Below are 23,664 nucleotides of genomic sequence, written 5' to 3'. Positions count from 1 at the left end.
AAAGATAGGGCTGCATGTGCAGCCCCTTTTTAATGGGATTTATTTTTATCTCACCCATTTCACCACTTCATCCAACCCTTTACGGGATTTTTTCGCAATATCGCGTGAGCGGTAGCCAAAGGTTGCGGCGACAGAAACCGCATATTCTTGAGGATCGAATAATCCTTCTTCGGCGAGGCATTCATTCATTTTATCGTAATGAAAACCTTCAATTGGGCAAGAGTCGATGCCAAGGGCGGCAGCGCCAGTAAGCATATTGGCAAGGGCGATATAAGTTTGTTTACTGCACCAATCAAATAAAGTGCGGTCGCTTTCGAGCAATTTCATATCTTCTTCTTGCAAGGCTTTGTATTTCGCAAGGGCAGCTTGTTGTTGCTCTGCATTCAAGCCTTTGCGCGACATCACATCCACAAAAAATGGGTTGTCATAACGGGCATTTTTCTTTGCTAAAATCACCACAAGGTGACTACAATTATCAAGCTGATTCATCATTCCCCAGCTAAAAGGTTTCATTTTTTCGCGTAAGGTTTTATTTTGGATCACTAAAAATTTCCAAGGCTCAGAGCCTACAGAACTCGGCGATAATCGACCGCACTCTAAAATACATTCAAAATCTTCATCGCTGATTTTTTTTTCGGGATCGTAATAACGTGTTGAGCTGCGTTGATGAAAGAGTTCAAGAACTTGTTCTCGAGTAAGTTGAGTCATTTTATTTCCTCTTTTTTAAACAAAAATGTGGTGCCATATTAAAGATTAGTTTTTGCTAAAACAAGGGAAAGATTCTAGAATAGTCAGCACTTTTATCACAGAGGGTGAAAATTATGACAAGAATTGCAATTATTCCTGCGAGAGCGGGTTCTAAAGGCATTAAAGACAAAAATTTACAGCTTGTTGGTGGCATTTCTTTGGTGGGGCGTGCGATTTTGGCGGCGCAAGAATCGGGTATGTTTGATCAAATTGTGGTGACATCAGACGGTGAAAATATTTTAAAAGAAGCTACAAAATACGGCGCAAAACCAGTGGCACGCCCTGAAAGTTTGGCGCAAAGTGATACACGCACAATTGATGCTATTTTGCATTGCTTAGAAACACTGAATATTTCACAAGGCACCGCCGCACTTTTGCAACCAACCAGCCCATTGCGTAATGCTTTGGATATTCGTAATGCGATGGAAATTTTCCTTGGTGGCAAATATAAATCCGTGGTTTCCGCTTGTGAATGTGAGCACCATCCTTATAAATCCTTCACTTTAGAAGGCACCGAAGTTCAGCCTATTCACGAATTAACGGATTTTGAAGCCCCTCGCCAAAAATTACCGAAATCTTATCGTGCAAATGGTGCAATTTATATTAATGACATCGAAAGTCTCTTTGAAGAAAAACGCTTTTTTATTGCGCCAATGCGTTTTTATTTAATGCCAACTTATCGTTCCATTGATATTGATTCCACACTTGATTTGCAATTAGCAGAAAGTTTAATTTCAAAAGAATTCTAAAAAAATTGGCCGCACTTTGCGGCCTTTTTTATGCCTATTCTGTTTATTCCCATTTAGAAAAGAGGATTTTTATGATGAAAATCCACTTCAAAGCAGTCTCCAAAACTTGTGGGAAATCTACAGCACTTCTGTGCAAAATGAGAAAATACCAACAGGATTTTAACATTACATTAGCAATTATTTTTCAATAATTAGTCTAATAGTTTCAATCACTTACAATCTTAACAAATTGAATTGAGAGTCAATCTCAATACGAAAATTTCCCTTCGATAAAAATAAAAAAATTTATGATCTCAGTCAATAAAACAATCGTTTTACTCTAGTCTGGGTAACTCTGAAGGAGTATCCTTATTTCCAGAGTGGTTATTGTGATGTATTGGCGTAATGCCTTCCACCTACTTTCTGTTTCTATCTATACATACTTTGGGGGAAAATATGAACCGTTTTGTTATAGGTGATCCGAAAGATTGCATTGGATGCAATACCTGTATGGCTGCTTGCAGCGAAGTACACAAAGCTTTTGGATTACAATCCTTTCCGCGGTTACAAGTAATGCGTAACGACGATATTACTGTGCCGATCTTATGTCGTCATTGTGATGATTCACCTTGTGCTACGGTATGTCCTGTGCATGCAATTAAGCACGAAAATGACACTATTCAATTAAACGAAGGTTTGTGTATTGGCTGTAAACTTTGCGCCATTGCTTGTCCATTTGGGGCGATTACTCAACATGGTAGTGCGCCATTAGACGCACCAAACCACTACGACAGTTTCTCTTTCACTGATGCGGTAAAACGTGATATTCGCACTGCACCGAATAATACCGATGTTCATAATATGCTTGCATGGGAACCAGGTGTAAAAGCCATTGCGGTGAAATGCGACCTTTGCTATTTCCGTGAAGAAGGTCCTGCTTGTATGCAAACTTGCCCAACAAAAACTTTATTCTTAATTAGTGATGAGAGTATCGAACAAGCAAATCGCAAAAAACGCGAAATGGCAATGATGGGTTCTCCTGTAGTGCCAAGATAAAAATTTATTGTTTGTTTACTCGTTAATCAATGGAGTGAAATTATGAGTTCTTCAATCAGTTTACTCATCACGTCCTTGTTGATTTATGTCGTTGGTGCGTTTATTTCTCTCGCTGTGCGAAAAAATGAACAACTTTCAATCAATATATCCGGCGTGACCGGTGTACTTGGTGGCTTGTTAGGCATTGTTGCCTGCATTCCCGTGCTTATCAGCAACGATACGGTCGTTGATGTGTTTTCAACCCCTTTTGACTTCGCCCAATTTTCAATCCGCATTGACGGATTAGCTGCGTTTATGATGTGTGTAATTTCTTTAATGGTTATTATCACCGCACTTTATTCCTTTTCCTATGTGAAAGAATACATTGGCAAAGGCGCTGGCACGATGGGTTTCTTTATGAATTTGTTCATCGCCTCAATGGTTGCTTTAGTCACCAGCGATAACGCTTTCTACTTTTTAGTGTTCTTTGAAATGATGTCTTTGGCATCTTACTTCTTAGTACTAACCGAACAAGATGACAACGCAACCAATGCGGGCTTGTTGTATTTCTTCATTGCTCACGCTGGTTCTGTGTTGATTATGATCGCTTTCTTTATTTTCTACTGCTACGCAGGTAGCTTTGAATTTGAAGCCTTCCGCCACACCGAGCTTTCAATGCCTTTAGCCTTTACGGTATTTATCTTGGCATTTCTTGGTTTCGGCGCAAAAGCAGGGATGATTCCATTACATAGCTGGCTACCAAAAGCTCACCCTGCTGCACCTTCTCATGCTTCTGCAATGATGTCTGGTGTGATGGTTAAAATTGGTATTTTCGGAATTATCAAAGTTGGTATTGATCTACTTGGCGCACACAATATGTGGTTTGGTGTGATTGTGCTTGCTTTTGGCGTAGTATCTTCTGTACTTGGCGTACTTTATGCCTTAGCAGAACATGACATCAAAAAACTTTTGGCGTATCACACCGTAGAAAACATCGGGATTATTATGATGGGTGTAGGTGTCGGTATGATTGGTATGGCCATTCATAATCCTGTACTTGCTATTGTCGGTTTACTTGGTGGTTTATATCACTTACTTAACCATGCGGTATTCAAAGGCTTATTGTTCTTGGGTGCTGGTTCTGTGATGTACCGTTTACACTCAAAAGATATGGATTTAATGGGCGGACTTGGCAAATTAATGCCATTTACTGCTTTCTGTTTCTTGATAGGTACCATGGCAATTTCTGCATTACCACCGTTTAACGGTTTTGTGAGTGAATGGTTTACTTATCAATCTTTATTCAGCCTAAGCCAACACAATGATGTGGTATTACGCATTGCTGGCCCTATTGCAATCATTATGCTTGCCTTAACAGGTGCACTTGCCGCACTTTGTTTCGTGAAAGTGTATGGTATTAGCTTTGGTGGTGCGCCACGCAGCGAAAAAGCAGCACATGCACGCGAAGTGCCGAAACCAATGGTGATTGCAATGGCAATCTTGGCATTATTCTGTGTACTTTTAGGAGTGGGTGCTTCTGTGGTAACCCCAATAATTGCCAATATTGCAACCGCACTTTCTCATAATGAGATGCTTAATTTAGCGGAAAATGGTGTAGTGGTAGCAAGCAATACACCGAATACGGCGCTTTCTACACCAATGGTGAGCATTATGTTGATTGCATTCTTTGTGTTGCCGTTTATGTATTACGCTTACACCAAAGGCAATCGTATGGCAGATCGTGCAAAAGGCAATCCTTGGGCTTGTGGTTATGCTTACGAAATGGATATGGCAGCCTCTGCGGGTAGTTTTACTCGTCCGCTTCGTATTATCTTCAAACCACTTTATACCTTGCGTCAAGTGCTTGATCCTGCGCCTGCTGGTGCAAAAGGTATCAATGCATTAATTTCAGGTGCGACCAAAACAGAACCTTTCTGGGAAGAAAAAGTAACAATGCCGATTGCGCATTTTATCCCATGGTTAGGTCGTAAAATTCAATGGCTACAACAAGGCGACTTCCGCGTTTATTGCGTGTACTTCGTGATTGCCTTGGTTGTGTTATTACTTTCCATTGCGTTGATGTAGGAGGAAATTATGATTTCATTACCTTCAGAAATTTCCACTTCCGCTGGAATGTTCCTTTTAGCCATTGTGCAAGCGTTAATTCTTCTTGCTTTGGCACCGCTCTTTTCAGGCATTTCACGGATGATTCGGGCTCGTATTCAATCTCGTCGTGGCCCGGGCTTGTTACAAGATTATCGCGACATTGCCAAATTAATGACGCGTCAAAATATTTGGCCAGATAATGCGGGTTGGGTATCTCGTGTTATGCCTTATGTGTTAATTAGCACGGTCATGGTGGTCGCGATGAGTTTACCCATGTTTACTCATCACTCACCGTTTGGGGCAGGCAGTGATTTAATCACCGTTATTTATTTGTTCGCGTTGTTCCGCTTTTTCTTCTCAATTGCGGGTTTGGATTCCAACAGTACGTTCTCAAGTTTAGGTGCAAGCCGTGAAGTGACGTTAGGCGTACTTGTTGAACCAATCTTAATGTTGGCATTCATTGTGATTGCTTTAATTGCAGGTTCTACAAATTTTGCAGTGATTAGCACCGCACTTTCTAGCCAACCTTGGCAATATCCCGTTGCAACGGTGATTGCCTTAGTTGCCGCTGCTTTTGCGATCTTTATTGAAATGGGCAAAATTCCATTTGACTTAGCTGAAGCAGAACAAGAACTTCAAGAAGGCCCACTTACTGAATATTCAGGCCCGTCTTTCGCCTTATTGAAAGTTGGTTTGAGTTTAAAATCAATGGTGGTTGCCTCTATCTTTGTGAGCGTGCTTTTCCCATTCGGTGCAGCACAAGAGTTCACAGTAAGTGCGGTCATTTTAGGTATCGTTTCTTTCTTTGTGAAATTACTCGTGGTATTTATCGCCGCATGTGTATTTGAAAACACATTGGCACGTACCCGCTTTATGCTAACAGGACGTTTAACTGTGGTCGGTTTCGGCATTTCAGTGTTGGCGTTTGTGTTTTACTTCACAGGATTGTAAGGAGGAAATATGGAACGTTTAGCACTAATTACAATCATTTTGCCATTTGTCGGTGCGTTTATTGTGGGGTTGAACAAACAATCTTTTCCAAAAATCGCCACAATTTTTGCCGCACTTGCTACCCTTGGCACACTTGCTGTGGCGGGGCAGTGGTATGCAAATGGCGCACAATCTGTCACCTATGATTTAGTTAAATTTGGTGATACCGCAATCTTCGGCGTGACCTTAGATGCAGTGAGTACATTAATTGCCTTTGCCGTTGTGGGTTTAGGTTTCTTAATTTGCTTATATTCTTGTGGTTATTTAACCGATAAAAACCGTGAACATCCGCATAACGGATTACCTCGTTTTTATGCTTTCTTATTGATTTTCATTGGTGCAATGGCAGGCTTGGTGTATTCATCAACTTTAGCGGGTCAGTTGCTTTTCTTTGAAATCACTGGGGGATGTTCTTGGGCATTAATCAGCTATTATCAAAGCCAAAAAGCAATGGCGGCTGCGATGAAAGCGTTGATTATCACTCACGTAGGTTCATTAGGTTTATATCTTGCTGCGGCTTATTTATTTAGCCAATCTGGCACATTCTCTATCACAGCGTTAGAACATCTTACGCCAGAAGCGAAAACTATCGTGTTATTTGGCGTGATGTTTGCCGCATGGGGTAAATCAGCACAACTTCCAATGCAAATTTGGTTACCAAATGCGATGGAAGCACCAACACCGGTCAGTGCGTATTTGCACGCGGCATCAATGGTAAAAGTGGGCGTCTATATTTTCGCTCGTTCCGTGATGTCTGCTGGTGAAATTCCTCACATTGTGGGTGAAGTGGGAATTGTGATGGCAATGATTACATTGATTTATGGTTTCTTAATGTACTTGCCACAAGCAGATTTAAAACGCTTACTTGCGTATTCAACTATTACTCAACTTTCTTACATTTTCATCGGGCTTTCTCTTGCAGCATTAGGTTCTAAATTAGCCTTTGTTGCAGCGATTGCTTATATCTTTAACCACGCCTTTGCGAAAAGTTTATTCTTCTTAGTTGCAGGTTCATTGAGTTATGCCACAGGCACACGTTCAATGCCTCGTTTACAAGGGATTATGCGTACCATGCCTGTGGTTGGTACAGGATTTGGTATTGCCGCATTGGCTATTGCTGGTGTGCCACCGTTTAATGGTTTCTTCAGCAAATTCCCATTGTTTGCCGCTGGTTTCGACCTCGGGCAAGAATATTCATGGGTAACTTGGTTAATGGTGATTGCGTTGATTGAATCTACGGCAACATTTGTTTGGTTGCTTTATAAATTTGGTCAATGCGTTATCGGTAAACCATCTGAAGACGTGCAAAATGCACAACCATTGCCATTCTCTATGACATTTGTTTTAGTGATTTTAATGGTGATGTCTGTGTGTTCTAGCTTTATCGCTGCCTATTGGTTAGGTCTTGCGGGTTAAGGAGAGAATTATGTTAATGATCAATGTATTAGCGAGTTTACTCATCATTACATCGCTTTGTGTCATTATGGCAAAAACCGCAAAAAAATCCGCGTTGTGCTATGGCTTACAGTCTCTTGTATTGGTGGTGTTATTCGTTTATTTGGCATTTGAAATGCAAGCTCACGAACTTTATATGTGGTCCATTAGTGCATTCATCACGAAAGTATTATTAGTGCCAGGAATTTTAATCTTTTCTTTACGAAAAATTGATGAAAGTCAAACTCCTGCAGGAATGAATGTCGCTTGGTTGATCCCGATCACATCTATCATCGTTTGCTTATGTTACTTTGTTGTCATTCCAGTGAACTTACCGTTAGTTGAACATTTAAAACCAGCGTTGTCAGTATCACTTAGCCACTTCCTTTTAGGTTTAGTGTGTATTGTGAGCCAACGCAATATTGTGAAACAAGTTTTCGGTTATTGTTTAATGGAAAACGGTGCGCATTTAACTTTGGCTTTACTTGCCAATAATGCGCCAGAATTAGTTGAAATCGGCATTGCCACCGATGCGATTTTTGCGGTCATCATTATGGTTGTGTTGGTGAATAAAATTTACCGCACTTTCAACACTGTTGATGCCAAACAACTTATGAGTTTGAAGGGGTAACGCTATGTATGAACAATGGATAATTGCGTTATTAGTCGCACCTTTAGTCATCGCTTTTGAAAGCTTTGCACTACGCGGAACAAAAAATCGGACAGTTTGTACCGCATTCCATATTACTGGGTTAATTTTGATGTTGTTCTTTTCTGTACAGGTCATTTCTGGCGTGTTGGAAAAAGGCAGTATCAGTGCATTTAACAACTGGGTGTATGTTGATAGTCTTTCTGCCATTTTCTTAGGTTTAATTGCTGTCGTGGGTTCACTTGCTGGTGTGTATTCCATCGGTTATATGAACACAGAATTGGAAGAAGGGCATATTGATTTTAAAACCTATGCACATTACCACGGTTTCTTACACTTATTCTTCTTTACGATGATTGTGTCAGTTATCACCAATAACTTGATTTTAATGTGGGTTGCAATTGAAGCGACAACATTAAGCTCTGCGTTTTTGGTCGGTACTTACAAACAAAAAACATCCCTTGAAGCCGCGTGGAAATACATCATCATCTGTTCTGTGGGCGTCGCTTTCGGTTTATACGGCACACTTTTAACCTTTGCTAATGCAAATGGCGTGCTTGCCGATCCAAGCCAAGCGATTTTCTGGTCAGCCGTAAATCAACAGGCTACTGGTTTAAACCCAATGTTGATGTATATCGCATTCGCTTTCGTATTGATTGGTTTTGGCACGAAGTGCGGTCTATTTCCAATGCATACTTGGTTATCAGACGCACACAGTGAAGCACCAAGCCCAGTGAGTGCAATTTTATCAGCGGTGTTATTAAACTGTGCAATGCTTGTGGTGTTGCGTTACTACACATTAGTTTCAAAAGCAGTTGGCGCAGAATTTCCACAAACTTTAATGTTGATCTTTGGTTTACTTTCAGTGCTTGTGGCGGCGTTATTTATCATCGTGCAATTTGATATTAAACGTATGCTTGCTTACTCAAGTATCGAAAATATGGGCTTAATCAGCTTCGCTTTCGGTCTTGGTGGCCCAATTGGAGTATTTGCAGGTTTACTTCACACCATCAACCACAGCCTTGCGAAAACTTTATTATTCTGTGCATCGGGTAATATTCTATTGAAATATAAAACCCGTGATATGAATCAAGTGAGTGGATTATGGCGTGTTGCACCAGTGAGTGCAGTGCTTTTTGCCGGTGGTGCGCTGGCATTGGGCGGTATCCCTCCATTTAACGTATTTGTGAGTGAATTTAGTGTTGTGGTCGCAGGGATTACAGCTGGTAAAACTTGGTTAGTTATTTTATGCTTAATTTTACTCACTATTGTGCTTGCAGGACTTGCCTTAATGCTATTAAAAACAGTGCTTGGCAAACAACCTGACAATGTTGAAGCAGGCGAAGTCAGTAAAGTCTCTTTGGCGGCAATGGCCATACTATTGTTGTTAATGTTTGTAATGGGTATCCATATTGCAGAGCCAATCTTGCAGTTACTAAAAAGTGCGGTAGGAATTGTGCTTGGATCTGAACATGTGTCCTTTGGCGATATGCTAGTTTTACCTTGGCAAAGTTTAGCGAAATGATCGACAACTGGGGGAAAAAATGGAATTAACTAAAAATACATCGGTCGATCCGGTAAAAATGCTCGGCAAAAATTATATTGAAGCCGTTAATGCAAAATTTCCGAATACAATTTTAGATGAGGAGTGGTCTACACCGAATCAAGTAACTTTAACGGTGAAAACGAATATGTTACCTGATGTGGTGGAATATCTTTACTATCAACATGAAGGATGGTTGCCATTAGTTTTTGGTAACGATGAACGCTCAATTCATGGTCATTATGCCGTTTATTACGTGCTTTCTATGGAAGGTGTCGTCAAAACTTTTGTGACGATTAAAGCACTCGTGGATCCTGTTACACTGGAATTTCCTTCCGTGACACCGAAAGTCAAAGCGGCGGTGTGGGGCGAACGTGAATTATTCGATATGTACGGTTTAAAAGCCGTCGGTCTTCCCGATCAACGTCGTTTAGTGTTACCAGATGACTGGCCAGATGATCTTTACCCATTACGTAAAGATTCGATGGACTACCGTTTGCGTCCAGATCCAACTACGGCAACGGAAACCTATGAGTTTATTAACGAAAAAGGCGAAGCGCGTATTGTGCCTATCGGTCCTCTCCATATTACATCTGATGAACCGGGACACTTCCGTTTGTTTGTCGATGGGGAAGATATTATTGATGCGGACTACCGCTTATTCTATGTACACCGTGGTATGGAAAAATTGGCAGAAACCCGAATGGATTACGATCAAGTCAATTTCTTGGCTGACCGTGTGTGCGGTATCTGCGGCTTTACCCATAGTGTTGCTTATGCTAACTCAGTCGAAAATGCGTTAGGTATTCAAATTCCTGAACGTGCACAATGGATTCGTGCAATTTTGTTGGAAGTTGAACGCTTGCACAGTCATTTATTGAACTTAGGTTTATCTAGCCACTTTACTGGTTTTGATACTGGCTTTATGCAATTCTTCCGTGTTCGTGAAAAATCGATGACACTTGCGGAGGTGCTTACTGGTGCGCGTAAAACCTATGGTATTAACTTAATCGGCGGTGTACGCCGCGATATGTTGAAACACCAACGTGAACAATGCATTAAGCTTATTGCAGAAATGCGTGAAGAGCTTAAAACTTTGGTAGATATTTTACTCAATACGCCAAATATGGAACAACGTACTGTGGGCGTAGGAGTGCTTGATCGTCAAGTTGCGCGTGATTTCAGTCCAGTCGGACCGATGATTCGAGGTTCCGGCTTCGCACGTGATGTGCGTAAAATTCACCCCTTCTCTGGCTATGGCGATGTACCATTCAATATGTTCACCGAACAAGGTGGCGATGTCATTTCTCGTGTGAAAGTGCGGGTAAATGAAGTATTTGAATCCATGAATATCATTGATTATATGGTAGATAACTTGCCTACTGGTGCGATTATCACTGAAGGTTTCAATTACACCCCTGGACGTTTTGCGTTAGGTATCACGGAAGCACCGCGTGGTGAAGATATTCACTGGTCAATGCTTGGCGATAACCAAAAATTATATCGCTGGCGTTGTCGTGCAGCGACTTATGCAAACTGGCCTGCTTTACGTTATATGTTGCGTGGCAATACAGTATCAGATGCGCCACTTATCATTGGTAGCCTTGACCCTTGCTATTCTTGTACTGACCGTGTGACAGTGGTGGATGTACGTAAACGCAAAGCTCAAACGGTTTCTTACAAAGAAATCGAACGCTACGGCATTGAACGTAAAAATTCACCATTAAAATAGGGGGCGCACAATGTTTAAATTACTTAAAACCGTATTAAATGCGGGGGATGTTACCACTAAATATCCGTTTAAACCCTATGAAGTTGATCCTGATTTCCGTGGTAAACCAGAACTGAATTCTGATCAATGTATTGTTTGTGCAGCCTGTACAATGGCATGTCCAGCTAATGCGCTTACCATGCGTACCGATCCAGAAACAGGCGAACGTACTTGGTCATTATTTTTAGGCCGCTGCATTTTCTGTGGCCGTTGTGAAGAAGTTTGCCCGACAAAAGCCATTCGTTTAAGCCAAGATTTTGAATTATCAGTCAGCAATAAACAGGATCTTTATCAAGAAACAACCTTTACTACAACGATTTGTCATCAATGTGGTCAACCTTTTGTTTCTCATAAAGAACTCAATTATGCAGTGGATTTATTCAAACAAACGTTGGATAACGATGAACTGGTAAAACATAAATTAGCGGTGCTCAACACTTGCCCAACCTGTAAACGCCAAAACAGTTTGGAAAAAACCGCCGATATGGAATCCAATATGCGCGTGAAATTGGCGTTATTTGATCACGTTAGGGAGATTGCAAGATGAACACACAAATCCCAATGCCCGTGAATGGTATTTCAACGCCATTTAGTGTGGATGAAAACATTGCGAAAATGAAACAAACTTTGTTGAAAAATATTCAACGTTCCGCTTATGTTTACCGTGTTGACTGTGGCGGTTGTAATGGTTGTGAAATTGAAATTTTTAGTACCATTACACCAACCTTTGACGCAGAACGTTTTGGGATTAAGGTTGTTGCATCACCTCGCCATGCGGATATTTTATTATTTACTGGTGCGGTAACTCGTGCAATGCGTACACCGGCAATGCGTGCTTATCAAGCTGCACCCGATCCAAAAATCTGTATTTCTTATGGAGCGTGCGGTTGTGGTGGCGGTATTTTCCATGACTTGTACTGCGTGTGGGGCGGTAGCGATCAAATTGTGCCAATTGATGTGTATATTCCTGGTTGTCCTCCAACCCCAGCCGCGACTATTTATGGTTTTGCAATGGCACTTGGTTTACTTGATCAAAAACTCAAAGGTAAACAAGAAATTGCTGATCCTAATGCTGAGGCTAAATTACGTTTCCCAAATATTCCATTAGATTTACGCGTGGAATTAGAACGTGAAGCACGTCGTTTGGCGGGTTATCGACAAGGTGGAGACATTGCTAATCAATTTATGAGTATGATGTCTGAAAAAGATCAGGTTCCATTTGGTGTTCGTCTTGGCGAATTTTTGGAACGTGAAGCGGATCCTCGTTTGAGTGAAATCGTAAACCGATTACATGCAATTAGTATGCCGTTTTCGGGATAGTCTAACGATTGCTAAATAAACTAATAGCTCCGTTTTGATTTCTGCCAAATCTCCCCTTCCCCCTCTTTGCTAAAGAGGGGAATAAGAGCGGTCAGTTTCAATCAAGTTTTCTGCATTAACAACAGAAAATTAAAATGAGATAGAAGATACTTTCTTGCTAAAGAAGAATCCCCTCTTTAGCAAAGAGAGGAATAAGAACAGTTGATTTCAATCTAGTTTTCTGCGTTAACAACAGAAAACTAAAATGAGAGAGAAGTTTTTTATTGCTAAAGAGAAATCCCCCTCTTTAGCAAAGAGGGGTAAGGGGAGATTTGGCAGTATTGATTAGCGAAGAAATTACTTTACAAGTTTTATAGGACGTACCATGACAACCCAAGTTTTTTTCTATTTACTCAATGAGCGTTTTGTTGAAAACGATGAACAAGTTCCAGAGCAAGCCAAGCAAGTGATGTATTATTCCCTTGCGATTGGTCACCACGTTGGAGTAATTGACTGCTTTAAAAAATTGCTAATTTGTGATTATGAAGATTACCAACGTTTTGTAGATACCTTCCCTGAAGGAGATGCAAAACGTAAGTTTGCGGGCTTAATGAAATTTGGCGAAATTGTGATTGATTCAAGTCATGTGAATTTATTGGCTAAAGCACTTGATGAAAATAGAGCCAATTTTTCACCTGAACATCAAAAATGGGTCGATATTTTAATGGACACGCTTGCTTCCATCCAGCGTGAACCTGTGATGTATATTATGGTGAAACGTCGTGATGAATGAAAATGTAATCCTAACTGTTGGTAACACAATGATGGGCGATGATGGTGCAGGCCCTTATCTTGCTCAGCTTTGTAGTGAAAATCCGTTGCCAAATTGGACCGCACTTGATGGCGGTTCAGCACCAGAAAATCTTGTGCATCAGATCCGAGCCATGAAACCAAAGCGTTTAATTATCTTTGATGCAACAGAAATGGAACTGCCCATTGGCAAAATTCGTATTATCGACAAAGAACTTATCGCCGAAATGTTCTTCGTCAGCACACATAATTTGCCACTTAATTTTTTAATCGAGCAATTAGAGGAAGATATTCCTGAGGTTATTTTTATTGGTATCCAACCCGATCTTGTTTCTTTTGGTTTTCCGATGAGTGAAGCTGTAAAAGGTGCGGTGGAGTTTTTCTATGAATTTTTGAAGGATGGGGGCGATTTAGGCGAAATTACTCGATTGTAATTGCCTTCATTCATAAAAAGCGATCGCTTAACTTGCGATCGTTTTTTTATATGCGAATAAGAGCATTTGCTTAAATGAATTTAGTATTCGTTAGACAATCTCGCTGCGATCATCGCTTGCCCTAGACTTAATCCGCCATCTCCCATTGGATATTGATGTGCACTTAACATATTAAATTCCACAAGCTCTTGTTTCAACAAACGACGTAATAATTGGTTATGCATTACACCGCCTGAAAGTACAATGGTTTTGCAATTGTGGCGTTTTGCTTGCTGACGAGCTAACTCAGCAAAACCTTTTGCCAGCGCATAATGGAAAATAAATGCTTTGTTTTCTTTGGAATCATCGTAAGCCAACCAACTTTGCCAAAATGTGGCTAAATCCAATTGGTTATTTTTGATTGGCATTTTAACCTGAATATTGACCGCACTTTTTTCATCTTTGATAAAGTCAGATTTTGTGGCTAGTGCTTCTAAATAACAAGCAGCCTCTCCCTCCCAGGAGAGTTTGTCACCCACAATACCTAACCTATAAGCTACGGCATCAAATAGTCGGCCAGCCGATGAAATAAGGGGAGAATTAAGATTACGTTCAATGGCATTGGAAAGAGGCTCCCAAGGTAATTCGGAACAAGTTTTAGCCGCGATGTCACGCCAATTGGGTACAAATTTTTGAAGATGAGCAAGCCAATTGCGCCAAGGTTGAGTTGCCGCAAGATCGCCACCAGGCAAAGCAACGGTAGGCAATCCCCCTAAATGTTGAGATTGTTCGCCATCCACTAATAAACATTCACCGCCCCAAAGTTGCCCGTTAGCCCCCATTCCAATACCATCTAAAGCTAGACCAATCACTTTTTCATGACAATGATGTTCTGCTAATACAGCAGCAATATGTGAGTGATGATGTAAAACTTCCACATAAGGCACCGATAATTTTTTTGCGAGGTTTTTCCCCGTTTTTGATGAAAAGTAACCTGAGTGTGCATCAACTGCAATTAAATCTGGTTTGAATTGATAAATTTGGCAAAATAAGTCGATATTATTTTCTAATTGTTGTTGCACAAGCTCATTGGCGGTATCACCAATATGTTGGCTAACAACGGCTTTATCGTGTTTCAGTAGGCAAAATGTATTTTTAAGATCAGAACCCAACGCTAAGATATTTTTTGTATTTTCCGTTTTCAATAGCATTTCATCAGGAACATAGCCACGTGCTCGGCGTAGCGTTTCCACACCATCAAAAGAGGCTCTCACTAAGCTATCATCAGCGCGTTGCAAAATATCGCGATTATGGCAAAGATAGAAATCTGCCAAATTACTCAATTTTTTCACCGCACTTTCGTTGTCTAAAACAGGTGGCTCACCACTAGGATTGGCAGATGTCATGACGAGCGGTTGATTGATTTCACGTAAGAGTAAATGCTGCAATGGATTACTCGGTAACATCACACCAATTTCATTTAGATTTGGGGCGATATTTTCTGCGAGATTAGACACTTTATTTTTTTGTAACAAAACGATTGGTGCAGCTGTGCTAGTGAGTAGTTTGATTTCGGTTTCCGTTAAATTTTGTAAAAAATCTAAACTTGGCACCATTATGGCAAGAGGCTTGCTCGGACGATGTTTACGATCTCGCAGTAATTGAACTGCATCGAAATTTTGTGCATCACAAGCCAAATGAAAACCGCCGATCCCTTTGATTGCCAAAATTTTCCCTTCTTTTAGAAAAAGTGCGGTTTGTTTTAAGGCTGTTTGATGTGTTGCAAGTTGATGTTCGGTATCTTGTAACCAAATATGCGGGCCACAAACTGGGCAGGCATTAGGTTGGGCATGAAATCGGCGATCTGCTGGATTTTTATATTCATGCTCACAATCTGGGCAGAAAGGAAAATCCGACATAGATGTATTTTTACGATCATAAGGAATTTTTTTGATAATCGTAAAACGAGGCCCGCAATGGGTGCAATTAGTGAAAGGGTAGTGATAACGACGATTTTCAGGATTAAATAAATCTTCTACGCAAGCGGGACAAGTGGCTGCATCAGGCACAATTTGTGTGTCCATTGCATTGTTTTCGCTTTCTCGAATAACAAATTCAGCAAAGTGCGGTAGATTTTCCCAGTGTTTTTCACATTGTTGAATATCTGTGATTAGTGCTAAAGGCGGTAGTTTTTCCTGTAAATCTTTTAAAAAATGTGTAAGCGCATCTTTTTCTGGAGTTACAAATCGAATTAACACGCCTTGTCCATCATTATTTACATCACCCTTTAGGCCATATTCATTTGCTAACAACCACACAAAAGGGCGAAATCCCACACCTTGCACTTTGCCTTTAATGCGTAATTCGATTCCGTTCATAACTTATTCTCTACATCAAATTGAGTGATTTTTATGGTAACCGAAAATATATGTGCAAGCTGTGATTTTCATCAAAGAAGATTCGTTTTTATAAGCAAATTATTGTGCGTAATGGGCTTTCCAATAACCAATCCACTCTTTTAGTAAAACCATATTGCTATTCAACGCACCTAAGTCAGGAACAAAAGATTTTGCAGATAGATTTCCTTTGCTCCCATAGCTTGCCGCTGCAGCAGGAAGTACATCGAATCCTTGTTTTTCAAAAAGGTATTTGGCTCTTTTCATATGCCATTGATTTGTTACTAAAATAATTTTTTGAATATGATCTTTAACTAAAATAGTTTTAGTGAAACTGGCATTTTCTTCTGTATTACGGGCTTTATTTTCGATCCATTTCGTTGTCACATTAAAGAATTGGTTAAGTTCTTTTGCCATTAAGTCGCCTTCAGAAATGCCTATCAAAGAATAGCCCGTGGTTAAAACAGGTAAGCCCGTTTCTTTTTGTAAAAATGCCGCATAACGTAAACGTTCTAGTTGCGGTGCACCAGAAGCCGTTTCTGCATATAGTTCTTTGGTTGGGTAAGATCCACCTCCTAATATGACGATGGCTTGAGCTTGTTTATAGTCATCTAGGGTAAGGGCTGGAGTGTCATCATTATCTGTTAGCAATAAACCAGTAAAAGGCGCACTCATGACATAAAGCCAAGTGAAACTGATAAGCGCAATAAATTTGGCTAATTTTTTAAAATGAACACGATAAAGAATCGCTGCAATAATCAGTAATACAAAGGTATTGAGAGGTGGTGCGATAAGTGCGGTAAGAAGTTTTCCTAATTCTAACATAGATAAGATCCTTGATATAGTGCGGTTTCATTATAATGATTAGTCATAGCTTGTCCATGTTGATTTTGTTAAAATAAGCCCCTTATTTTTTGATAAACAAACGCTCGAATTCATCAAAAGTGCGGTTATATTTATGAAAGTTTTTAAAGACAGTGTCATTTACCTTGTTGGGGAATTATCGTCAAAGTTAGTTCCTTTTTTACTTTTGCCTTATTTATCGCGTAAATTGGGCGTAGAAGGGTATGGCTCACTTTCTTATTATCAAACTTTTTTAAGTTTATTTTTAATTGTGGTTTCTTTAACTCAAGAGGGCGCAATTTCCCGTTATTTTTATTTTTACGGAAAACGTTCATTAAATTTAGTGGTGAATACTGGCTATGCTTATACCACGATAATTGGCAGTATTATTTTAATGGGGTGTTGGATTGCTCAGTCTGAAATATTATTTTACGCTGCACTTTCCTCAATTTTCCAATCTTTCTTAAATGTTCAGTTAAGTGTAAGACAATGCCAGAAAAAGGCTTGGTCCTATGCTTTTATTCAATTTTCACTCACTGTTACTGGTGCGGTATTTACCGTCGCATTGCTTGAGTATTATCAAAATGATCTTGTTGAAAAAAGAATTTTGGCAATTTTATTGAGCAATTTAGTCGTTTGGTTTTTTTCTTATTTTCTTTACAGAAAGACTGCAACATCTAAAAAATATCAATTTAAACATTATCAATCTGCATTATTTTATATTTTAGGGTTTGGATTACCGCTTGTTTTACATTATGCAAGTTTTTTCTTAAAAGGGCAGTTGGACCGTATTTTTATTTATCATAAATTCAGTGAAACAGATTTAGGGCTTTATGCAATGGGCGCTCAACTTGCTTTGGTGGTTTCTATTGCTATTCAAGCACTTAATAAAGCGATCATTCCCTATTTTTATGAAGCCTTAAAACAAAAAAAATTAGTGATTCAACAGTTACATAAATGGGCGTTATTTTCGTTTTTTCTGATACCTATCCCTGCTTTAGTCATGTGGATTATTCCTGAAGATGTGTTAGTTTGGATTTTAGGTGGCCAATTTGTGGGAACGAAATATTATTTTATTTTATTTTTAATTTCGACCACATTAAGTATTCCTTATTTGATTTTAGTTAATTATCTTTTCTATTATGGAAAAAATAAACTTATTTCCCAATGTTCGGTTTTATCTACAATCATTTATGTAGCGAGCCTTGTGGCTTTAACTTTTACAGAAATTAAATATATCCCTTATGCTGGAATTATTGGTTCGCTTTCCATTATTCCTATTCTTTATTTTATGACATCTAAAGTGAGTAAAACCCTATGAATCTCATTCTTTGTTGCACACCATTGCAAGTATTAATTGCTAGAAAAATCATTGAATTACATCCTAACGAGCAATTCTTTGGCGTCATGTTTGGTGGTGTATGGGATAAAAAAAGAACCTTGTACGCGAGTAAATTAGCCGAGGTTTGTAGTGATTCGATGAACATTGATACGGGAAAAGATCTAAAAGGTTTTGATTCTCTCAAGTTAATGCGTCAGCTTAAGAATAAAATTACGCACAAAGGTTTTGATAAGGTTTTTCTCGCCAATCTTAATTCATTATGGCTACAAACTTATCTTAGCCATGTTTCATTTAAAGAGCTTTACACCTTTGATGATGGCTCAGATAATATTTTCCCTCACCCCAATTTATTGAGAGAGCCTGATACATTTAAATATAAACTGATTAAAGCCTTTATTGGCGATAAATATAATGTGCATAAATTATTTAAAAAAATAAAAAAACATTATACGGTTTATCCTAATTACAAAAATATTGTTTCCAATATTGAACCTATTTCCTTATGGGATAATAAAGTAGATTGCGATATAGATGGAGAGGTCTCATTTTTTATTGGGCAGCCCTTGTTAAATACAAAAGAGGAAAACATCTCATTAATAAAAAAATTAAAAGATCAGATTTCTTTCGACTATTATTTCCCTCATCCAGCAGAAGATTACCGAGTGGATGGGGTAAATTATGTTGAATCAGAACTCATTTTTGAAGATTACGTATTTAAGAATTTATCGAATAAAAAGGTGATTATTTACACGTTTTTCAGTTCTGTTGCTTTTAATTTATTAAGTCATCCTAATGTAGAAATTCGTTTTATTAGAACCAGTATTCCAAGATGGCAATTCTGTTACGATTCATTCCCAGAGCTTGGATTAACGATTTATAAGGAAATTTAAGATGAAAAAAATTGGTTTCTTTATTATGAATATCGAAAGTGCGGGTGGAACGGAGCGCGTTTCTATTAATGTTGCCAATGCTCTCGCTAAACAGGGATATGATGTTTCTTTTATTAGCATTGGCGGTAATAAGCCTTTTTTCCAAGTCGATGAAAAAATTAATATTTACGCAATGAATAAATTGCCCTATTCATTGAAAAAAGATTATTTTTCTATTACAAAAAAATTAAGAAAATTGGTTAAAGAATTGCAGCTGGATACCTTAATTGTGGTTGATGGTGCGATTATGCTCTTTTCTGCTTTGGCGTTAGTCAATTTACATGTAAAGCATATTTTATGGGAGCATTATTCTTTTAACTTTACTGGCAATCGTCTAGTTCGCACTCTCGGTAAATATTTAGCTTCAACAAGATGCGATAAAGTCGTCACATTAACCGAGCCAGAAAAAACGCTGTGGCAAGAAAAATTTAAAACGAACAATATAATCAGTATTGCTAATCCAAATACGCTTTTGCCAAAGAATAAATTAGCAAAATGGGAAAATAAAACTATTTTATCTGTAGGGCATTTATTTTCTTATAAAGGTTTTGATTATTTATTAAAAGCCTGGCAAGTTTTAGCAAAAAATCACCCAGATTGGAATTTAAAAATAGTGGGATCTGGTGAGGAAGAACAGAATTTAAAAAATCTTGCTAAAGCGTTAGGTATTGAAGATTCACTTAATTTTATTCCTCGTACCAATGATGTCGCTTTTTATTATGAAAGCAGTTCAATTTATTGTTTACCTTCACAAACAGAAGGCTTGCCTTTAGTTGTTATTGAAGCGATGGCATTTGGTTTGCCTATTGTTGCCTTTAATTGTTCTCCGGGTGTAAAGCAATTAGTGGAGCATAAAGAAAATGGTTTTCTTTGTGAAAAAAATAATATTGAAGAAATGGTTAATGGTTTAGATTTATTAATGAATAATCCTGAACTTTATCAACAGATGTCAGACAAATCTCGTTTAATGAGTGAAAATTATGGCATTGAGAAAATTATTGAAGAATGGAAAGCGATTTTATAAGGAATAATTTTATGTTAAAAAAATATTTGATCTCTTTAGACAAAGATATTCAGCGTCGGGAATTATTCTTTTCTCAAAAAAATACTGAGGATTTCCAAATTTTTTCTGCTATTAATACCATGCAAAAAGATTGGGATGAATTAGTCTCTATTTTTAATATTGAACAATTTAAAGCACATTATGGCCGTAATGTTACTAAGGGCGAAATCGGCTGTACATTAAGTCATCTTTCTGTGTACCAAAAAATTGTTGAAGACAATGGCATCGCTGAAGATAGTTATGCGTTAGTTTGCGAAGATGACGCTTTATTCCACCAAGATTTTCAGAAAAATTTAACCGCACTTTTATCAGAAAAACTTGAGTCTGAAATTGTATTAGTTGGGCAGTCAAAAATTAATGATTTCAATGATGCTGATTTAGAAATTAATTATCCGACAACTTTTTCTTTTTTATGCAAAAAAACAGGCAATGTAAATTACGCTTTCCCTTATAAAAGTTATTTTGCCGGCACAGTGGGCTATCTTATTAAAAAATCAGCTGCAAGAAGATTTATTCAGCAAATTTCTCAAAACAAACCATTTTGGTTAGCGGATGATTTTTTACTATTTGAACAGAATTTTAATATAAGAAATAAAGTGGTTCGCCCTCTCATGGTCATTGAAAATCCTGTATTGATAAGCAATTTAGAAAGTATTCGTGGATCTTTATCTAATAATTTGTTTAAAAAATTAATGAAATATCCATTGAAAAAAATCTTTGCGATTAAGAAAAATTTGGCTAATTAAAGGAAGGAATTATGTTAAGCATTATTGTGCCTTCTTATAATCGAAAAGCAGAAGTGCCTGCTTTATTAGAAAGTTTAACTCAACAAACATCGACTCATTTTGAAGTGATTATTGTGGATGATTGCTCAAAAGAAAAAGTCGTCGTTGAGCAACGCTATTCTTTCCCAGTTACAGTGATTCGTAATGAAACGAATCAAGGTGCAGCGGAAAGTCGTAATATTGGTGCGCGTGCATCAAAGGGAGATTGGTTGCTGTTTCTCGATGATGATGATCGTTTTATGCCGGAAAAATGTGAAAAAGTATTACAAATTATTGAGCAAAATCCAGGCATTAATTTTATTTATCATCCAGCTAAGTGTGAAATGGTCAATGAAGGGTTTACTTATGTGACTCAACCGATTGAGCCCCAAGAAATCTCGACAGAACGTATTTTGTTAGCCAATAAGATTGGTGGCATGCCAATGGTTGTGATTAAAAAAGAGATGTTTTTAAAAATAGGCGGATTATCCACCGCACTTCGTTCTTTGGAAGACTATGATTTCTTGTTAAAACTGCTACAAGAGCCGAGTTTTAAACCTTATAAAATTAACGAACCACTGACTTATTGTACTTTCCATACTAAACGTTCAAGTGTGTCTACGGATACTACCAACACGCAAAAAGCCATTGATTATATTCGCGAATATTATGTGAAAACAGTAGAGCAAGCTCGTAATTTTGATATTAATGCGAGCTATATTTTGGCTTATCCCCATATTATGAATTTATCGCGTAAAGCGGCAAAATATTATTTTGATATTTTTAAGAAAACAAAAAGCATTAAGCAATTTATTATTACGTTGGTTATTTTAATTTCGCCAAAACTAGCCATTAATTTAAAACGGTTTATGTAGGAAAATAAAATGAAATTTTCAGTCCTAATGTCCTTATATATTAAGGAAAATCCTCAATTCTTGCGGGAGTGTTTTGAAAGTCTTGTGGCACAAACTCGTCAAGCAGATGAAATTGTATTGGTTTTTGATGGCGCAGTAACGCCAGAATTAGAATCTGTTGTGACGGAGTTTGAAACAAAACTGCCATTAAAATTAGTTAAATTGCCGCAAAATCGAGGATTAGGCAAAGCCTTAAACGAAGGTTTATTGCATTGTGATTATGACTGGGTTTTCCGTATGGATACCGATGATATTTGCGTGCCTGATCGTTTTGAAAAACAGGTGGCGTTTATTGAACGACATCCTGAAATCATTATCTTTGGCGGACAAATTGCTGAATTTGGTGAAAATATAAATGATATTGTGGCATATCGTAATGTGCCAACGTCTGCTCAAGAAATTATCAAATTCACGCAAAAACGTTGTCCGTTTAATCACATGACGGTGGCATATCAAAAAAGTGCGGTCATTAATTGTGGTGGATATGAAGATCTTCAAGAAGATTATTATTTGTGGATCAAACTTGTCGCACAAGGTTTATATGTGGCGAATTTGCCAGATATTTTAGTTTATGCGCGAGTAGGAAATGGCATGGTGAGTCGTCGCCGTGGTGTCAATCAAGCCAAAGCCGAATGGCGTTTGTTCAAATTAAAATATCGTTTGGGAATTCAGGGGTTGTTATCTGGATTATTTGCTTTTGCATTGCGCTTTGGTTCTCGTTTATTGCCAACCTCGTTATTGAAAAACCTTTATCAAATTTTTTTACGTAAATAGGAAATACGATGAAATTAAATATTTTATTTAAAATTTCTGCATTATCCACCGCACTTTTTTTAGTTGGCTGTTCTAGTTCGCCTGATATTAAGCCAGTGGTCAATAACACCAGTTATACTAAGCAAAGAACGCCAGAAAATTTTAATGATTATGTTCAATTTTTAAAAGGTAAAGCCGCCGCTGAAGGCGTGTCATTATCGGTATTAAATGCTCAAAATAATATTCTCTATATGCAAAAGGCAGTCGATTTAGATCGTGAACAAGCGGGTAAAATTCGTAAAAGAGATCCTAATTCACCTCCAGTGGCTAATCCTAATGGCACGAGCAATTATCTCAATAGAGTGCTAACTCAAAATAAAGTGAATGTCGCGGGTGAGCGTTATTGGGAAGTGCAAGCGCCATTGCAAAAAGCAAGCCAAAAATATGGTGTTCAGCAGGAGTATTTGCTTGCGTTATGGGGAATGGAAAGTAGCTTCGGGCATTATCAAGGCAAATATGATGTACTTTCTGCAGTGGCAACGTTGGCTTTTGAAGGTCGTAGAGAAAAATTATTTACGAAAGAATTTATCTCTGCCATGAAAATGCTTGAAAAAGATCATATTCAACGTGAACGTATGTTAGGCTCGTGGGCCGGCGCGATGGGACAAACTCAGTTTATGCCAAGCACTTTCTTACGTTATGCAGCTGATGGAAATAATGATGGCGTAAAAGATATTTGGAAAAACCAGTTTGATACTTTTGCTTCTATTGCAAATTATTTGCATACAGTAGGCTGGGATAATAGTTTGCCTTGGGGCGTAGAGGTGATGCTTACGCAACCTATTGATTTGAGTTATTCTGGTACAGAAAGCAATAAAGCTCGCTCTTTAAAAGATTGGCAAGCTATGGGGCTAATATTAAAAAGCGCCAATCCACAGGAGCAAGCCAAGTTAAGTACACTTGAAAATGCTCAGCTTTGGTTAGTTCGCCCTGATCGTGAAGCGGGCAGAGCATTTTTAGTTTCAAATAATTTCCGTACTATTTTGGATTGGAATAAATCTAACTATTTTGCGTTGAGCATCGGTATCTTTGCTGAGCGGATTAAAGATAATGTTGGATTGTGATAAAAATGCGG

General features: G+C 38.4%; 22 protein-coding genes. 19 read left to right on the top strand and 3 right to left on the bottom strand.

Translation table 11 applies throughout. From position 1 onward, the window contains the following. Window positions 1-45: 45 nt before the first annotated feature. Entirely contained in the window at window positions 46-708 is a 663-nt protein-coding gene (locus HMPREF9096_RS06875) for an NAD(P)H-dependent oxidoreductase (RefSeq protein ID WP_009499962.1), read from the bottom strand. Between the two features lie 113 nt (window positions 709-821). Between HMPREF9096_RS06875 and HMPREF9096_RS06880 the strand changes: the two genes are divergently transcribed. The 12 genes from HMPREF9096_RS06880 to hycI all read left to right on the top strand — a co-directional run bounded on the left by HMPREF9096_RS06880 (window position 822) and on the right by hycI (window position 13,546). Then, complete coding sequence (locus HMPREF9096_RS06880) at window positions 822-1,496, top strand: N-acylneuraminate cytidylyltransferase (protein ID WP_009499961.1); 675 nt, start codon at window positions 822-824, stop codon at window positions 1,494-1,496. Window positions 1,497-1,931: 435 nt separating this feature from the next. Beyond that, window positions 1,932-2,531, top strand: coding sequence for a 4Fe-4S dicluster domain-containing protein (locus HMPREF9096_RS06885; protein WP_032803273.1), 600 nt, complete (start codon window positions 1,932-1,934; stop codon window positions 2,529-2,531). Window positions 2,532-2,573: 42 nt separating this feature from the next. Next, complete coding sequence (gene hyfB / locus HMPREF9096_RS06890; protein WP_009499958.1) at window positions 2,574-4,595, top strand: hydrogenase 4 subunit B; 2,022 nt, start codon at window positions 2,574-2,576, stop codon at window positions 4,593-4,595. Between the two features lie 9 nt (window positions 4,596-4,604). Next, window positions 4,605-5,567 (top strand): respiratory chain complex I subunit 1 family protein, encoded by a 963-nt coding sequence (locus tag HMPREF9096_RS06895; protein ID WP_005631964.1) that lies wholly within the window; start codon window positions 4,605-4,607, stop codon window positions 5,565-5,567. Between the two features lie 9 nt (window positions 5,568-5,576). Then, entirely contained in the window at window positions 5,577-7,022 is a 1,446-nt protein-coding gene (locus HMPREF9096_RS06900; RefSeq protein ID WP_009499957.1) for a hydrogenase 4 subunit D, read from the top strand. Between the two features lie 10 nt (window positions 7,023-7,032). Continuing rightward, window positions 7,033-7,671 (top strand): hydrogenase 4 membrane subunit, encoded by a 639-nt coding sequence (gene hyfE, locus HMPREF9096_RS06905; RefSeq protein WP_005626080.1) that lies wholly within the window; start codon window positions 7,033-7,035, stop codon window positions 7,669-7,671. 4 nt (window positions 7,672-7,675) lie between these two features. Then, entirely contained in the window at window positions 7,676-9,214 is a 1,539-nt protein-coding gene (locus HMPREF9096_RS06910) for a hydrogenase 4 subunit F (protein WP_009499955.1), read from the top strand. Between the two features lie 19 nt (window positions 9,215-9,233). Further along, on the top strand, window positions 9,234-10,964 hold the full coding sequence (locus HMPREF9096_RS06915; RefSeq protein ID WP_009499954.1) for an NADH-quinone oxidoreductase subunit C: 1,731 nt from the start codon (window positions 9,234-9,236) through the stop codon (window positions 10,962-10,964). Window positions 10,965-10,974: 10 nt separating this feature from the next. Beyond that, window positions 10,975-11,550, top strand: a complete 576-nt coding sequence (locus HMPREF9096_RS06920; RefSeq protein WP_005626087.1) for a formate hydrogenlyase complex iron-sulfur subunit — start codon at window positions 10,975-10,977, stop codon at window positions 11,548-11,550. After that, entirely contained in the window at window positions 11,547-12,323 is a 777-nt protein-coding gene (locus HMPREF9096_RS06925; protein WP_005626090.1) for an NADH-quinone oxidoreductase subunit B family protein, read from the top strand. Before HMPREF9096_RS06920 ends, HMPREF9096_RS06925 begins: the two co-directional genes overlap by 4 nt. A 364-nt stretch (window positions 12,324-12,687) precedes the next feature. Beyond that, the gene (locus HMPREF9096_RS06930; protein WP_009499952.1) at window positions 12,688-13,095 is read left to right on the top strand and encodes a formate hydrogenlyase maturation HycH family protein; all 408 of its coding nucleotides are present in this window, start codon (window positions 12,688-12,690) and stop codon (window positions 13,093-13,095) included. After that, entirely contained in the window at window positions 13,088-13,546 is a 459-nt protein-coding gene (hycI, locus tag HMPREF9096_RS06935) for a hydrogenase maturation peptidase HycI (protein ID WP_009499951.1), read from the top strand. Before HMPREF9096_RS06930 ends, hycI begins: the two co-directional genes overlap by 8 nt. Before the next feature lie 80 nt (window positions 13,547-13,626). Here hycI and hypF read toward each other — a convergent pair whose 3' ends face one another. Beyond that, the gene (hypF, locus tag HMPREF9096_RS06940) at window positions 13,627-15,903 is read right to left on the bottom strand and encodes a carbamoyltransferase HypF (RefSeq protein ID WP_009499949.1); all 2,277 of its coding nucleotides are present in this window, start codon (window positions 15,901-15,903) and stop codon (window positions 13,627-13,629) included. Window positions 15,904-16,002: 99 nt separating this feature from the next. Continuing rightward, window positions 16,003-16,746 carry a YdcF family protein gene (locus HMPREF9096_RS06945; RefSeq protein ID WP_009499948.1) on the bottom strand — a complete coding sequence of 248 codons (744 nt, stop codon included), beginning with the start codon at window positions 16,744-16,746 and terminating at the stop codon, window positions 16,003-16,005. A gap of 133 nt (window positions 16,747-16,879) precedes the next feature. Here HMPREF9096_RS06945 and lsgA point away from each other — a divergent pair, with 133 nt between their 5' ends. From lsgA to HMPREF9096_RS06975, 7 genes are read left to right on the top strand one after another with little or no spacing between them, the layout of a single operon-like run. Then, window positions 16,880-18,085 (top strand): lipooligosaccharide flippase LsgA, encoded by a 1,206-nt coding sequence (lsgA, locus tag HMPREF9096_RS0108660; RefSeq protein WP_032803271.1) that lies wholly within the window; start codon window positions 16,880-16,882, stop codon window positions 18,083-18,085. Beyond that, window positions 18,082-18,996 carry a lipooligosaccharide biosynthesis sialyltransferase LsgB gene (gene lsgB / locus HMPREF9096_RS06950; protein WP_009499942.1) on the top strand — a complete coding sequence of 305 codons (915 nt, stop codon included), beginning with the start codon at window positions 18,082-18,084 and terminating at the stop codon, window positions 18,994-18,996. Before lsgA ends, lsgB begins: the two co-directional genes overlap by 4 nt. Before the next feature lies 1 nt (window position 18,997). After that, the gene (gene lsgC / locus HMPREF9096_RS06955) at window positions 18,998-20,059 is read left to right on the top strand and encodes a lipooligosaccharide biosynthesis family 4 glycosyltransferase LsgC (RefSeq protein ID WP_009499941.1); all 1,062 of its coding nucleotides are present in this window, start codon (window positions 18,998-19,000) and stop codon (window positions 20,057-20,059) included. 11 nt (window positions 20,060-20,070) lie between these two features. After that, window positions 20,071-20,844: a lipooligosaccharide biosynthesis galactosyltransferase LsgD gene (gene lsgD, locus HMPREF9096_RS06960; protein ID WP_032803269.1), complete on the top strand. Its 774-nt coding sequence runs from the start codon at window positions 20,071-20,073 to the stop codon at window positions 20,842-20,844. An 11-nt stretch (window positions 20,845-20,855) separates the two neighbouring features. Further along, window positions 20,856-21,737: a lipooligosaccharide biosynthesis N-acetyl-glucosamine transferase LsgE gene (lsgE, locus tag HMPREF9096_RS06965; protein ID WP_009499938.1), complete on the top strand. Its 882-nt coding sequence runs from the start codon at window positions 20,856-20,858 to the stop codon at window positions 21,735-21,737. A 9-nt stretch (window positions 21,738-21,746) separates the two neighbouring features. Then, entirely contained in the window at window positions 21,747-22,550 is an 804-nt protein-coding gene (gene lsgF / locus HMPREF9096_RS06970) for a lipooligosaccharide biosynthesis galactosyltransferase LsgF (protein WP_009499937.1), read from the top strand. An 8-nt stretch (window positions 22,551-22,558) separates the two neighbouring features. After that, window positions 22,559-23,653 carry a lytic transglycosylase domain-containing protein gene (locus HMPREF9096_RS06975; RefSeq protein ID WP_009499936.1) on the top strand — a complete coding sequence of 365 codons (1,095 nt, stop codon included), beginning with the start codon at window positions 22,559-22,561 and terminating at the stop codon, window positions 23,651-23,653. The last annotated feature ends 11 nt before the right edge of the window (window positions 23,654-23,664 follow it).

The sequence above is a fragment of the Haemophilus sp. oral taxon 851 str. F0397 genome, from assembly GCF_000242295.1.
In the GTDB taxonomy this organism is placed as follows: domain Bacteria; phylum Pseudomonadota; class Gammaproteobacteria; order Enterobacterales; family Pasteurellaceae; genus Haemophilus.
The sequence above is the reverse complement of the archived record's forward strand: the minus strand, read 5'-3'. Positions and strand labels throughout refer to the sequence as shown.

Coding starts and splice junctions, on each gene's coding strand:
- HMPREF9096_RS06930 (WP_009499952.1), top strand. CDS start 12,688: ATGACAACCCAAGTTTTTTTCTATTTACTCAATGAGCGTTTTGTTGAA.
- lsgB (WP_009499942.1), top strand. CDS start 18,082: ATGAATCTCATTCTTTGTTGCACACCATTGCAAGTATTAATTGCTAGA.
- lsgD (WP_032803269.1), top strand. CDS start 20,071: ATGTTAAAAAAATATTTGATCTCTTTAGACAAAGATATTCAGCGTCGG.
- lsgC (WP_009499941.1), top strand. CDS start 18,998: ATGAAAAAAATTGGTTTCTTTATTATGAATATCGAAAGTGCGGGTGGA.
- lsgA (WP_032803271.1), top strand. CDS start 16,880: ATGAAAGTTTTTAAAGACAGTGTCATTTACCTTGTTGGGGAATTATCG.
- HMPREF9096_RS06920 (WP_005626087.1), top strand. CDS start 10,975: ATGTTTAAATTACTTAAAACCGTATTAAATGCGGGGGATGTTACCACT.
- HMPREF9096_RS06880 (WP_009499961.1), top strand. CDS start 822: ATGACAAGAATTGCAATTATTCCTGCGAGAGCGGGTTCTAAAGGCATT.
- HMPREF9096_RS06945 (WP_009499948.1), bottom strand. CDS start 16,746: ATGTTAGAATTAGGAAAACTTCTTACCGCACTTATCGCACCACCTCTC.
- hycI (WP_009499951.1), top strand. CDS start 13,088: ATGAATGAAAATGTAATCCTAACTGTTGGTAACACAATGATGGGCGAT.
- HMPREF9096_RS06975 (WP_009499936.1), top strand. CDS start 22,559: ATGAAATTAAATATTTTATTTAAAATTTCTGCATTATCCACCGCACTT.
- lsgE (WP_009499938.1), top strand. CDS start 20,856: ATGTTAAGCATTATTGTGCCTTCTTATAATCGAAAAGCAGAAGTGCCT.
- HMPREF9096_RS06915 (WP_009499954.1), top strand. CDS start 9,234: ATGGAATTAACTAAAAATACATCGGTCGATCCGGTAAAAATGCTCGGC.
- HMPREF9096_RS06900 (WP_009499957.1), top strand. CDS start 5,577: ATGGAACGTTTAGCACTAATTACAATCATTTTGCCATTTGTCGGTGCG.
- hyfE (WP_005626080.1), top strand. CDS start 7,033: ATGTTAATGATCAATGTATTAGCGAGTTTACTCATCATTACATCGCTT.
- HMPREF9096_RS06910 (WP_009499955.1), top strand. CDS start 7,676: ATGTATGAACAATGGATAATTGCGTTATTAGTCGCACCTTTAGTCATC.
- lsgF (WP_009499937.1), top strand. CDS start 21,747: ATGAAATTTTCAGTCCTAATGTCCTTATATATTAAGGAAAATCCTCAA.
- HMPREF9096_RS06895 (WP_005631964.1), top strand. CDS start 4,605: ATGATTTCATTACCTTCAGAAATTTCCACTTCCGCTGGAATGTTCCTT.
- hyfB (WP_009499958.1), top strand. CDS start 2,574: ATGAGTTCTTCAATCAGTTTACTCATCACGTCCTTGTTGATTTATGTC.
- HMPREF9096_RS06925 (WP_005626090.1), top strand. CDS start 11,547: ATGAACACACAAATCCCAATGCCCGTGAATGGTATTTCAACGCCATTT.
- HMPREF9096_RS06875 (WP_009499962.1), bottom strand. CDS start 708: ATGACTCAACTTACTCGAGAACAAGTTCTTGAACTCTTTCATCAACGC.
- HMPREF9096_RS06885 (WP_032803273.1), top strand. CDS start 1,932: ATGAACCGTTTTGTTATAGGTGATCCGAAAGATTGCATTGGATGCAAT.
- hypF (WP_009499949.1), bottom strand. CDS start 15,903: ATGAACGGAATCGAATTACGCATTAAAGGCAAAGTGCAAGGTGTGGGA.